The 11,848-nt window shown below is 45.5% G+C and carries 13 protein-coding genes and 1 pseudogene; 5 read left to right on the top strand and 9 right to left on the bottom strand.

The window, feature by feature from the left end:
• Positions 1–402: 402 nt before the first annotated feature.
• A pseudogene (locus PX636_RS12420) lies at positions 403–1,476 on the top strand (IS630 family transposase).
• 214 nt (positions 1,477–1,690) lie between these two features.
• On the opposite strand, the gene PX636_RS12425 reads toward PX636_RS12420, so the two are convergent.
• A complete protein-coding gene (locus PX636_RS12425; protein ID WP_002798182.1) occupies positions 1,691–1,891 on the bottom strand; it encodes a hypothetical protein in 201 nt (66 codons plus the stop codon).
• A 387-nt stretch (positions 1,892–2,278) separates the two neighbouring features.
• Here PX636_RS12425 and PX636_RS12430 point away from each other — a divergent pair, with 387 nt between their 5' ends.
• Positions 2,279–2,947: a lysophospholipid acyltransferase family protein gene (locus PX636_RS12430; RefSeq protein ID WP_288117415.1), complete on the top strand. Its 669-nt coding sequence runs from the start codon at positions 2,279–2,281 to the stop codon at positions 2,945–2,947.
• Positions 2,948–3,420: 473 nt separating this feature from the next.
• Positions 3,421–3,699 (top strand): hypothetical protein, encoded by a 279-nt coding sequence (locus PX636_RS12435; protein ID WP_288117417.1) that lies wholly within the window; start codon positions 3,421–3,423, stop codon positions 3,697–3,699.
• Here the strand turns inward: PX636_RS12435 and cbiB are convergent.
• From cbiB to PX636_RS12450, 3 genes are read right to left on the bottom strand one after another with little or no spacing between them, the layout of a single operon-like run.
• Positions 3,640–4,620 (bottom strand): adenosylcobinamide-phosphate synthase CbiB, encoded by a 981-nt coding sequence (cbiB, locus tag PX636_RS12440; RefSeq protein WP_288117419.1) that lies wholly within the window; start codon positions 4,618–4,620, stop codon positions 3,640–3,642. The two genes, PX636_RS12435 and cbiB, sit on opposite strands and share 60 nt — an antisense overlap.
• Positions 4,621–4,622: 2 nt before the next feature.
• Positions 4,623–5,096: a GFA family protein gene (locus PX636_RS12445; protein ID WP_002798185.1), complete on the bottom strand. Its 474-nt coding sequence runs from the start codon at positions 5,094–5,096 to the stop codon at positions 4,623–4,625.
• Positions 5,044–5,487: an Rrf2 family transcriptional regulator gene (locus PX636_RS12450; protein ID WP_002783777.1), complete on the bottom strand. Its 444-nt coding sequence runs from the start codon at positions 5,485–5,487 to the stop codon at positions 5,044–5,046. The genes PX636_RS12445 and PX636_RS12450 overlap by 53 nt, the downstream gene beginning before the upstream one ends.
• Before the next feature lie 300 nt (positions 5,488–5,787).
• Between PX636_RS12450 and PX636_RS12455 the strand changes: the two genes are divergently transcribed.
• A complete protein-coding gene (locus tag PX636_RS12455) occupies positions 5,788–6,177 on the top strand; it encodes an AbrB family transcriptional regulator (protein ID WP_002798186.1) in 390 nt (129 codons plus the stop codon).
• Positions 6,178–6,445: 268 nt separating this feature from the next.
• Here the strand turns inward: PX636_RS12455 and PX636_RS12460 are convergent, their stop codons facing one another.
• Complete coding sequence (locus tag PX636_RS12460) at positions 6,446–6,613, bottom strand: YqaE/Pmp3 family membrane protein (protein ID WP_002798187.1); 168 nt, start codon at positions 6,611–6,613, stop codon at positions 6,446–6,448.
• A 130-nt stretch (positions 6,614–6,743) separates the two neighbouring features.
• On the opposite strand from PX636_RS12460, the gene PX636_RS12465 reads away from it, so the two are divergent.
• Positions 6,744–6,974: a phage holin family protein gene (locus tag PX636_RS12465; protein ID WP_502882882.1), complete on the top strand. Its 231-nt coding sequence runs from the start codon at positions 6,744–6,746 to the stop codon at positions 6,972–6,974.
• A 205-nt stretch (positions 6,975–7,179) separates the two neighbouring features.
• Here the strand turns inward: PX636_RS12465 and eno are convergent, their stop codons facing one another.
• The 4 genes from eno to PX636_RS12485 all read right to left on the bottom strand — a co-directional run.
• Positions 7,180–8,478 (bottom strand): phosphopyruvate hydratase, encoded by a 1,299-nt coding sequence (gene eno, locus PX636_RS12470; protein ID WP_002798189.1) that lies wholly within the window; start codon positions 8,476–8,478, stop codon positions 7,180–7,182.
• Between the two features lie 46 nt (positions 8,479–8,524).
• Positions 8,525–9,286, bottom strand: a complete 762-nt coding sequence (locus PX636_RS12475; protein ID WP_288117421.1) for a DUF3887 domain-containing protein — start codon at positions 9,284–9,286, stop codon at positions 8,525–8,527.
• A gap of 115 nt (positions 9,287–9,401) precedes the next feature.
• Positions 9,402–11,480 (bottom strand): glycogen debranching protein GlgX, encoded by a 2,079-nt coding sequence (gene glgX, locus PX636_RS12480; protein WP_288117423.1) that lies wholly within the window; start codon positions 11,478–11,480, stop codon positions 9,402–9,404.
• A 278-nt stretch (positions 11,481–11,758) separates the two neighbouring features.
• Positions 11,759–11,848 (bottom strand): DUF4351 domain-containing protein (locus tag PX636_RS12485; protein ID WP_288117427.1); only part of this gene is annotated, 90 nt, incomplete at its 5' end.

An 11,848-nucleotide genomic window follows, 5' to 3' on the forward strand; every position in this document is an offset into this window, starting at 1 on the left:
AGACGGGTAAATCAGTCAATTTCACGGGCAACGATGATCTTTTTTTTGTGTAGTTTTATTGCAAAAAAAAAGTTTTTTTGACAAAAAGCACAAAGTATGTGGGAGTAGTTATGGCAGAGTGGGAAGTGGGGAAGTGGGGAAGTGGGGAAGTGGGGAAGTGGGGAGATGGGGAGAATAAATAAAAGCAATCTCCTGACTTGAAAGAGGGTGTAGGGTGTGGGGTGTGGTGCGATTCGTTGGCTAGAAACTAGACAGTAAGACGTTTAGAGGATTAGCCGCTTGGTAAATGTAGTACCTTGATAACTTTATAACCCTACAGGTGCGGGTTAGTAATAGCCTTATACCAAATTTCAAAAACTATGGCATACTTATAGAAAAGATGATTAAGTGTATAAATTAGCGATGCCAGTCGTACCCAAAATTGATATTGTTGAGTCAGTAGAAGATTTAAAAGAATTAATGAAACAACAAAAAAGTAGTTTAGCCTACGCTAAAGTACAGTCCTTATATTTTTTGAAGATGGGGGAGGTAGAGACGGTTCGCCATTTAGCGGTATTAATGGGACGAGGGGAAAGAACAATCCATCGCTGGTTAAGTTTTTACAAAAAAAGGAGGAATCGAGCGATTATTATCTGAAGGAAACCCACCAGGAAGACCGAAAAAGATTTCGGTAGAAGAAGTCGCTCTTTTACAAAACGAATTAAAAGACCCAGTGGGTTTTACCAGCTATAAAGAGATTTATTTTTGGCTCTCGGTCGTTCGAGAAATTTCCGTCAGCTATACAACAGTTTATCGTCTCGTTAGAGAGGAATTAGGAAGCTCAATTAAAAGTACCTAGACCACGAAATCCGAGACAATTGCCTGGCGAAGTAGATGAGTTTAAAGCGAACTTATCTAAACGACTAAAAGCTTTACTAGAGAGGGAAAGCGAGAAAGTAAAGCGTTACGAGAAAGTAAGTTTTTGGTGCGAGGATGAAAGTAGATTTGGTGGTCACACTATGGCTCGGAATAAAATAACTCTTTTCGGAGTTAAGCCGATTGGTAATTTTCAAGATAACTTCCAATGCTTTTGGCTGTACGGGGCTGTAGAGCCTCGACAGGGCAGAAGCTTCTTCTATGAATTCTCCCATTTAGATGGGGATTGTTTCGGAGAATATCTATTACAACTATCGCCAGCTTTTCCCAATGAATTACATATTTTACAAGTAGATAACGCTCCTGCACATATGGCGGGACACTTAGAAATTCCCGACAATATTATCTTGTTTTATCAACCTTCTTGTTGTCCTGAAGTTAACCCCGCAACAGAGAGTTTGGCTGTACCTGAAAAATTTTCTGGCATGGGAAACTTTTGAATCTCTTGATGCTTTAAGAGATAAACTCGATGCTCTTTTAAATCGTTTATCCAATGACACTATCGGGTATTTAACGGGATGGTCTTGGATTTTAGAAGCTCTATGTCTGTCAGGAATTTAGAAATTTGGTATTAGTCCTGTCCTCTAGATGCCTAGAGTGACGGCATTTTCTGCTGCTTGAGACCGGGTACATCTGAGGTAGTGAGCGAGGAAAAAAAGCGGTATCTGATGGCCTAAATCAGAAACCCGTTGAGCCAGAACTTATGGATAGCCCTGGGGCGAAGATACGAATTAACCATCGTCAACACCCCCGTTCCCCGTTCCCCGGCCAAACCCTAGAAATCATCGGGAATAATCCATTGGGTCGGTTGCGTCAGTTTTTTTAGTCTAGCGGCTTCTGCCATTTCTAGCATCTTTTCCAAAGAAGTTTCGGCAATGAATTTGGCTGCTTCAGCGGCATGAGCTTGATTGGGGCATTTATCGCCTAAAATACAACCATTTAGGCAATCTACAGCACAATTTACCTGTTTTTCCATAAAAATTCTCTTTTTCTGACTAGATTTGGCTTTTATATTTTAGCCCAACTTTTTTTCAATACCTAAGCAAAATTAATTACACCAAATCCGTTTTTAATAGTGCGATTAACTCCCAAGTTATGGATTGTTTCTCCCCGCTTGCTGCTAAGCCGCTACCCACGCACCCCTCTCAACTTTCCTATACTTTTTAAACAGGATTTAGTATTACACATCTTGCTAATCCTTTTGCCGCTCTCAACCCTAGCTAAGTAATTATGCCAGTTAAGAAAGCGGCACGCTTAACCTTTCCCTAACCCATAAATTGCTATATATTTTAATTGTGTGAGGAGTGAGAAGAAAGCAAAGTCCTTGGGGTCGAAACACGGCAAGACTCCCGAGGGCTTTTCCATGTCTAGGGAACAATTGTCAGTCATGAACCAGCCTCAAGAGCGAGAACCTTTTGCCAGTTTAGTTTTATATCATCTCTTTAAATGGTCGATCGTTAGCCCAACCCTACACGGCTATTTTCGCGGTCGCGTTTACGGAGTGGAAAATGTCCCCCAGCGTCATCCTCTGATTATCGTCTGCAATCACGCCAGTTACTTCGATCCACCCCTATTATCCTGTGCCGTGCGTCGTCCCGTAGCTTATATGGCTAAAGAAGAATTATTTACCATCCCGATTTTAAAACAGGCGATCGCTCTTTATGGGGCCTATCCCGTCAAACGCGGCAGTGGTGATCGTGGGGCAATTCGGGCGGCGATGGGAGCATTAGCGGCGGGCTGGGCAGTGGGATTGTTTCTGGAGGGAACGCGCACCGAGGACGGATTGATCCATCAACCAAAACTAGGCGCGGCGATGATTGCCGCTAAAGCGGGAGTTCCCCTGTTACCCGTCAGTTTGTGGGGGACAGAAAAGATTTTTCAAAAAGGTTCTTCTTTTCCCCATAGTATCCCCTTAACTATTCGCATCGGGGAAGTGCTGCCGCCACCGATTTCTAACAAAAGAGAAGCTTTACAGGCAGTTACCGAGCGCTGTGCCGAAATTATTAACGGATTACACGCCCTCGGACGCTAACTAGGGTCTGCGGCAAAAAGTTTTTCGTGGGGACAGGGTGTGGGGTGTAGGGTGTGGGAATTATGAATTATGAATTATGAATTGGGGGGGGAAGTGGGGAAATTGAACTAACACCCCAAAACCCCAAAACCCCAACCCCCAAAACCTGTCTCCTATCTCCTGACTCCTGCCGACCGCCTTCTGCCGACCGCCGACCGCCCCCTGCCGACCGCCTGATCTCAACAAGCAATTTAAATTACGAACAGCTTATCCAACAAGGTTTTTAGATTTATTCAGCAGACCCTAAATACGCGGGCAGCTTCTTAGATTTCTTTCCCCTACACTTTGAAGTGGGGAATGTGGGTTAAAATTGGCATAACTCGACCATCGCCTCGACCATGTTCTTTTTTGTCCTCGGCTTCAATCTAGGCTTAACTTTATTTAATTGCTTTCTAGTCTGGAAATTGTGGCAATTGCGGCGGATTTTAGGGCGAGTGACCAAAATTTTAAACCGGGTGGAACGACGTTTACACCACATTTTTTACCCCGCCCCCGAATATATTGTCATCGCCGGGGCGAAAACCTATTATCTCAGACAAAACTATCAACGTCTCTGCGGACAGATACAGATACTGCAATCCCTATTCTTGACCTTCTCCCTGATTATCCGTTACTGGCAGCGTCAATCCCGTCAACGCCGTCGCCTCTGGTCGCTACAATTGAGCAAAATCTCTAGCAATCAAGCAGCTGACAGCGATCGCCAGCCAAAGTAATACACAAGTACGAGTTAAATTCAAAGCCTGTTCGACGGTTTTGACGGTAATCGGTTTGAGGTTATCGCCCAATAAAGGTTTTTCCACAATCTGGCCCCGATATTGATTTTTACCCCCCAATTGCACCCCCAAAATCGCCCCATAGACGCATTCACTCCAACCAGAATTAGGACTAGGATCCCGACGGGCATCGCGCCAACAAATGCTTAAAACCCGCCCCGGCTGGCCCGAAATTAGGGCGAGAGTTAATACCGTCAAACGACAAGGTAGCCATGTCAAAACATCCTCGCTTTTGGCACTAAACCAACCCATATGGGTGTAGGGTGGCCGACGATAGCCAATCATCGAATCGAGGGTACTAGCGGCTTTATAAGCGCAAGCGAGGGGAACTGCCCCCACACCCAGAAAAGCACCGAGAAGGGCATAAAAAAGCGGCGCGGTAACTCCATCCACACCATTTTCACTGACGGTTTCTAATAGGGCGCGGAGGATTTCTTCCCGGCCGAGATTATCTGTGTCGCGACCAACGTATAAACTTAGTTGGCAACGAGCTAAGGTGATGTTTTCCGCTTGTAAAGCTGCGGTGACGGTTTCGGCAGCCCTGCGTAAACTTCTGCCGGCTAAACAACTGGCCAGGAGAATCACTTGTACTAGGTAACTCAGCAGCAAATTGACCTGATCTAACCACTGGATTCCTAGCCAAGTTAAGGCCCCAGTCAAGATAATTAAACCCAGTCCCAGAATTATGCCCGCTAAACGTTGGCCGATTTTTTCCCGCGTCCAATTAAGGATAACTTTTGTGGCAACGGCAATAATCGCCCCCATCACCTGCACCGGATGAATCCATCCCCAGGGATCGCCGATCAGATAATCTAAAACCGCCCCCAATACTAAAATGATCGCCGTTGCCGCTTCCTTCACAATTACTCCCTTTTCCCATCGATAGCCCGAATTTTCTCAATATTGTCTTCCCAGTTAGCCCCATCAAAGAACTGGATCTGAAAATCGCCTAAGACATTGCCATCCAAACAGCGCAGGTTTATATCTATAGCGTCAGGATGGGAGCGAGGACGATAGAAAGGATGAATACCACAAACACGACAAAAATAATGTTGGGCCCTGTGGGTATTAAATGTATAGGTACTTAAGAAATCTTCACCGCTTAGGAGGGTAAATTGTGCTGAAGGAACAATCAGATGCAGAAAGCCTTTTTTCTGACAAATGGAACAATTACAGTCTAAAGCTTGATCATGCTCGATCGCCACTTGAAAACGGATCGCTCCACAGTGACAACCCCCCCCATAAATCTTTGCTTGTGTTATTGCTGTCATAACTTCTAAACTACTAAACAATAAAGCTGGTTTCCTCTCCCCTAGCGGCGATCCAGCTACGGGCATCGTAGTATAAATCGGCTAAAGTAATCTTCCCTAGGGCCTCTTTTAATTTCTCGTGTAGGTGTTTCCAGATAGTAAATGTCACCCAATCTTCTGCCTGTTCGTCCCTGGGATGATAGCCTGATAATGGCTCGATCGTCTCTCCCACTGCCTCTAAAATTTGCCCCAACGAGATCCGATTTGCCGGCCTAGCCAATTGATAACCCCCTTGTGCGCCCCGAAAGGAGCGAACTAACCCCGCTCGTCGCATTTCTATCAGCAATTTCTCTAGATAAGCGGCCGGGATATCTTGACGCAGGGCGATCGATTTTACCGATACGGGAGTTCCCCTCGGTTGTAAACTAAGATCCAGCAAGGCTTTAACACTATAGTGACCCCTAGTTGTCAGCTTCATTATCCCTCATTTTTACCTCTTGATCTCTATCCTACCCCCTGCTCTCATTGATGACAGAAAGACTAACCTCCCTTACCCCGGCATCTCGATAAACATTGATAAATTCTGTTAAGATTTTGATCGAGAGATCCCGTGTAATCAATTACAATCAATTTCCTCAAGCAAGTGATAATTTTTAGTTTATACCGTGTAAGATGAGTGTAGAGAGCAATCGTAACCCGATTGTTTCTGGTCAGGGGAAGCAATTCTCCTCGACTGGCCTTGATGACCCTAACCTTTACTTATCTGCCGCGAACTTAAATGAACAAAACTACTAATCCAGAACCCCTGACTGGCCTCGAACTAATTGAGAAAGTTAAACAGCTAGGCAACCTCAGCAAAGAGGAAAAAGCTCGGGAATGCGGCTACTATACCATGACAAAAAATGGTATTGAACGCGTTAATATGATGAAATTTCTCAATGCTTTAATCGATGCCGAGGGAATTGACTTAGATAGCAGTGCCAATGGCCACGGACGAGGTGGGCGCTCGGCCAGCTACCGGATCAGTGTCCAATCCAATAATAATCTCCTAATCGGTTCGGCCTACACCAAAAAAATGGGACTCAAACCGGGAGATGAATTTGAAATTACTTTGGGGAGAAAACATATTCATCTCAAGCAAGTTGGTGCCAGCGACGACGACGAATAGCAATAATTAAGGAGAGAGCCGTTTAACTCTCTCCTTGCCATTAGATAAGCTCTTGTCCATTGAAACTGGGTATTTTATCCTCAATCAGTCTTTAAGCATCTAGATCAAAGACTCCGTTCGATATGTCCGGTTAATTTTGTCCTATTAACCGCGTGTAATACACCTCTCCAGAAATCAGGCTAGAAGCCCGATCCATCAAGCTAAAATCTTCATTATTGGAGATGTCTAATGCAGCGACTAGAAAAATTGGCATCTCCTGGGGTGCTAATTAGGAATTCTCCGCTTCTTTGGAGACAATCCAGAAAGCGTGGATAATGCCGGGGACATAACCGATTAAAGTTAAGATGATGTTAATAACAAAGTCTAAACTCAGTCCCGTAGTCAAAAATACGGCTAAGGGCGGCAAAAAAAACGCACAAACTAGGCGAAGAAACATTGCTTGTACCTCAAAAAGACTTTAGTGAACCTTAATTCTATATTAAGCTTGCTCTCCTTGAAGTTGGTATAAAATAGTGGCGATTATTGTGGCCATGGTTGCGGGGGCAGTTATTGGTTGAGTCAACGCACTGGTTAAACCGATTCTAGGGCTGCTTTCCCTACCGATTACTATTCTCACCCTCGGTGGCTTTATCCTTGTTCTCAATAGCTTTTGTTTCTGGTTAGCCTCGATCCTCGTCCCGGGATTCGCAGTTAAGGGTTTAGTGGCTTTTATCGGTGCGCCAATCGTCCTCTCTCTGGTCAACACCCTCTTAAATAAATACTTCGCCGAAAAAGGTTCCAGCGAAGTACCACAATAGTCAGTGACCAGTTATCAGTTATCAGTACCTTTAGTATAACACCTTTGATCCAAAAATCATACCTTTGGGCAGAAAAAGGCCACAAATAAATACTTCGCCGAAAAGGGTTTCAGCGAAGTACCACAATAGTCAGTGACCAGTTATCAGTTATCAGTGCCTTTACTATAACACCCTTTTTCGATCACTGCAAGACTTTTTGCAAATTTTAGGCCAAGAATTTTGGACCCAAACCGACTTTCGGCGCGTACACCGCCCGATCGCCCAATTCTGCTTCGATGCGTAATAAGCGATTATACTTAGCCACCCGTTCACTGCGACTGAGAGAACCAGTTTTAATCTGTCCGGCATTAGTAGCCACCGCCAGATCTGCGATCGTAGTGTCTTCCGTTTCTCCGGAACGATGACTGATGACAGAACGATAACCGTGACGGGTAGCCAGGGCGATCGTTTGTAGGGTTTCCGTCAAAGAACCGATCTGATTGAGTTTAATCAGGATCGAGTTAGCAATACCCAGATCGATCGCTTTTTGCAGACGGATAGGATTAGTTACCATCAAATCATCGCCCACCAACTGAATCCGCGCCCCCAGTTTATCGGTCAATAATTTCCAGTTATCCCAATCCTCCTCGTGTAAACCGTCTTCAATAGAAATAATCGGATAGCGATCGACTAAACTAGCCAAAAAATCCACCATTTCGGCGGGAGAATGGGCAGAACCATCGTAGATGTATTGACCATCCCGATAGAATTCACTGGCGGCCACATCCATAGCTAAAGCCACCTGCGACCCCGGTTTATAACCAGCACGTTCGATCGATTCGATCAAAATATCCAAAGCTTCCTGATTTGAAGCCAAATTAGGAGCATAACCGCCCTCATCGCCCACACCGGTCAGTAATTTGCGTTCGTGCAAGGCCTTACCCAAAGCGGCGAATACTTCCGCTCCCCAACGCAAACCTTCCTTAAAAGAATCGGCCCCGATGGGGAAGATCATAAACTCCTGAAAATCGACGTTATTATCAGCGTGAGAACCACCATTGATCACGTTCATCATCGGGACGGGTAGTACATTGGCCATCGGACCGCCGAGATAACGATAGAGAGGCAAGCCCAGATCCGCCGCCGCCGCTTTGGCCGTAGCTAGAGAGACGGCTAGGATAGCATTAGCCCCTAATTCTCGTTTATTGGCCGTGCCATCGCGATCGATCATAGCTAAATCGATACTAGCTTGGTCGAAAGCATTCATCCCCTCCAAAACCGGGACAATTTTTTCGTGGACATTGCGAACCGCTTTTAGGACACCCTTACCACCGTAACGCTGGGGATCATCGTCGCGCAATTCGTGGGCTTCAAAACTACCCGTAGAAGCACCACTGGGAACCTGGGCCAAACCGAGCGCCCCCGATTCTAACAGCACTTCCGCTTCGATAGTGGGACGGCCGCGGGAATCTAGAATCTCCCTAGCTGCGATCGCTTCGATGGGAACTTCGATTTTATCTAACATAACTTATCGTCTCCAACTCAATTTACGGGGTAATTTCGGCTGATTACTAATTGCCTAAAGGGAAATCCACGTTGACAATCTGCTTTTGATCATCAAAAACGAGGATTAAAGTATCCGTCAGTTTTTCAAATTGAATCGTCACCAACACCAGAGCCACACCGTCTGTATCCGCACCTTTTCTGACCTGAGTTCCCACGATCCGACGCACGGGGCCAGTACGCTTAAGTAAATTCTCCCAAGCGCCTTGTACTCTGGTGGGGAAAACCTCAGCTTTCAGGAAAGGGTGTAAAAAACCTCTGGCCAGGCCGTAGTCTTTGTTGACCAAGGACGTGACAAAAGCAGCGCCAATCTCAGAAATACTACGAAATTCGGGAAAATCGGCGGCAATTACCTGACCAGACCGGTTAAAGGTAATTACCACATCTTCAGTGAGTTTCTCAAATTCAACGGTGACAATCACCAAATTGGCATTGATAGCATCGAGTAGCTTGCTTTTGACAATGCGCTTAAACGGTCCAGTATTGTCAGTGACTTGGCTTTCCCAGACCTTTTGCAGTTTTTCGGCAGTCCAGAGGGGTTTTAGTTGGGGTGACAAAGCTGCAATAACTTTGTCGTATTGTTTAGTTCCCAACCATTCTACTAACTGCCGAGCTTGCTTTTCTTCTCGGACGGGATCACCAATAGCGATCGCATTCGGTTCTAGGTTCGCCTGTACCGGTGAAACGCTGAACGCGGTCCAAGGCAGGGAAAAACCAATTAAACACAAAGAGAGAATCGATACCCGTTTCGCTAATGAAAGCCGCATCATTTCAGCTATTGCTCCGCAAATAAATAACGTTTTTCCACTTGACGATTGAATTGATGCCATTGTTCATTAGTTAAAGCATTCAAGATCGCTCGATCGGGCAATATCTCTCCCCTTGTTATACTGGTTTAACGATTAAAACTACCGCCGAACGCGCTTGCACCCGATAGGTTTCCGATTCAACAGCGGCCTCGGCATCTAAATCACAGGCTGCCTCGGACAATTGCCCAGCAGTATCGATGACGCGATGCCATTTTTCCCCTTGTCCCAAGGGGGGTAACTGGAAGTTGAGAGATTCCCAGTAAGCGTTCAGCATAATGTGTAAATACTCATTCGCCTTGGGATGACGCAGGGAAAAAGCTAAACTGTGGGAATCTTCCGACCAATCGGGTTTACTCAACTGTACGCCATGCCAACTGAGATGGGGTTCAAGACTGGTATAGGTGACTTCTAGCAATTTTTCCTGACGGAAAAGAGCTAATTTTTTATTAAAATCGATCAGTCTCCTTACGAAACACCAAAGATCGAACTCTTGCTCTACCGCACTCCAATCGAACCAACTTAACTGGTTATCCTGACAATAGGCGTTATTGTTGCCCTTTTGGGTGCGTCGCACTTCGTCCCCCATCAACAGCATAGGTGTTCCTTGGGAAATAAACAGGATCGTTAAGAGATTTTTTATTTGTTGCAGTCGCAGGGTTTTAATCGCCTCGTTATTGGTTTCCCCTTCTACCCCACAATTCCAGCTAAAATTATCGTTGCAACCGTCCCGATTCTCCTCGCCGTTAGCCTCGTTGTGTTTCTCGTCGTAGGAAACTAGATCGTTAAGGGTAAAGCCGTCGTGACAGGTAACAAAATTTATACTTCTATTGACATCGGTATCGGGTCTGTGGTATATGTCGGGGCTTCCTAAAATCCGCGCCGCTAATTTGCTGACTATGCCGGTATCTCCCCGGACAAAAGCGCGCACATCATCGCGAAAAGGCCCATTCCACTCGGAAAACCAATCGGCAAATTCAACAAATTGACCGACACTATACAATCCTGCCGCATCCCAGGCTTCAGCGATTAATTTTGTCCCGGCTAAGACTGGATCCGATTCGATCGCCCAGATCATGTTATAACCTTTTTGCAGAATCGGTTCCCCGTCCACATTGCGCGATAATACGGCCGCCAGGTCAAAGCGAAAACCATCGACGTGCATTTCCGACACCCAATAGCGCAAACAATCGAGAATCATTTTGCCAACAATGGGATGACTGCCCTTGAGGGTGTTACCACAGCCAGTATAGTTGCTATAGAGGCTTTTATCGACCGCATCGAGGATGTAGTAGGTGCGATTATCGATACCTTTCAAGGAAAGAGTCGGCCCGATTTCGTCCCCCTCGGCGGTATGATTGAAAACCACATCGAGAATCACTTCGATCCCCGCTTTGTGTAAAGCTTTCACCAGATCGCGAAATTCATTCAAAGGACCCAGGGGTGAGCGATCGCTACTGTAACCGGCATGGGGCGCAAAAAAGCCGATCGTGCTATAACCCCAATAGTTAGTTAACCCCGGCATAGCGGCAGCGGGATCAAAGTAATGAATCGGTAACAATTCCACGGCAGTAATGCCTAGGTTGGTCAAATAGGGTATTTTTTCGATTAATCCCGCAAAAGTACCTCTTTTTTCCTCGCTAACGCCGGAATTCGGGTTACGAGTAAAGCCACCGACGTGCATTTCGTAGATAAAACTGGCAGAGTAGGGAGTGCGTAGCGGTGCGTCATCTTCCCAATCGTAGCGGTCCGGATCCACTACCAGACCCCGCAAAGCTCGATGACAATTATCGCCTTTTTCGCTGGCAGCTTGTCGATCATAAATTTCCGCACCGACAATCGCTTTCGCATAGGGATCGAGAACTACTTTATCAGGATCGAAGCGATGACCCTGGGCCGGATTATCCGGACCATAGACTCGATAAGCATACACTTGACCGACTCCAATGCCGTGAACGAAAATATGCCAATAGAAAAAGGTGCGGTTTGTTTGCGGGGTGAGGAGAATAGTCCGGCTAGGTACGGGAGAATTAGTATCATCAAATAATAATAATTCGATCGCAGTGGCATATTTAGAAAATAGTGAGAAGTTGACACCATCGGCCAAGACAGTCGCACCGACGGGATGGCTTTTACCGTGATCGGTTTTTAAGGTCATTGTCAAGAGAGAAGAAGTGATTAGGAGTAGTATAAGATTATTCGGCGTTGCTGAATCAAGCTATGAATGCCAAATGTGTGTCCTATCCAAAAGTTAGTTTTGGTCTAGGTTGTGAAAATCTCACCTAAGAAGATTCAGAATTCAAATCAGCAACGTCAGGATTTTCTTGGAGATGGCGTGATTAATTTATAAGACCTTGCCCTATTCAATAAAGCTCTCAATTTTCCGAGCAATTAAGAAAAAAATATAGGAGTTTTAAATGACCTTTCCCGAATATTCTAGGCTTGATTAAGCCAATTGATTAAGTCAGCTTGAGTCTCAAAGTCTAGCAATGCTTCTCCTAAGTCTTCTAATTTTTCTACTGAGAG

The sequence above is a fragment of the Microcystis sp. M53598_WE2 genome, assembly GCF_030067735.1.
In the GTDB taxonomy this organism is placed as follows: domain Bacteria; phylum Cyanobacteriota; class Cyanobacteriia; order Cyanobacteriales; family Microcystaceae; genus Microcystis; species Microcystis aeruginosa.

Bases quoted from the DNA above. Each gene is read 5' to 3' on its own strand.
- PX636_RS12425 (WP_002798182.1), bottom strand. From the start codon at position 1,891: ATGGAAAAACAGGTAAATTGTGCTGTAGATTGCCTAAATGGTTGTATT.
- PX636_RS12430 (WP_288117415.1), top strand. From the start codon at position 2,279: ATGTCTAGGGAACAATTGTCAGTCATGAACCAGCCTCAAGAGCGAGAA.
- PX636_RS12445 (WP_002798185.1), bottom strand. From the start codon at position 5,096: ATGCCCGTAGCTGGATCGCCGCTAGGGGAGAGGAAACCAGCTTTATTG.
- PX636_RS12450 (WP_002783777.1), bottom strand. From the start codon at position 5,487: ATGAAGCTGACAACTAGGGGTCACTATAGTGTTAAAGCCTTGCTGGAT.
- PX636_RS12455 (WP_002798186.1), top strand. From the start codon at position 5,788: ATGAACAAAACTACTAATCCAGAACCCCTGACTGGCCTCGAACTAATT.
- PX636_RS12460 (WP_002798187.1), bottom strand. From the start codon at position 6,613: ATGTTTCTTCGCCTAGTTTGTGCGTTTTTTTTGCCGCCCTTAGCCGTA.
- eno (WP_002798189.1), bottom strand. From the start codon at position 8,478: ATGTTAGATAAAATCGAAGTTCCCATCGAAGCGATCGCAGCTAGGGAG.
- PX636_RS12475 (WP_288117421.1), bottom strand. From the start codon at position 9,286: ATGATGCGGCTTTCATTAGCGAAACGGGTATCGATTCTCTCTTTGTGT.
- glgX (WP_288117423.1), bottom strand. From the start codon at position 11,480: ATGACCTTAAAAACCGATCACGGTAAAAGCCATCCCGTCGGTGCGACT.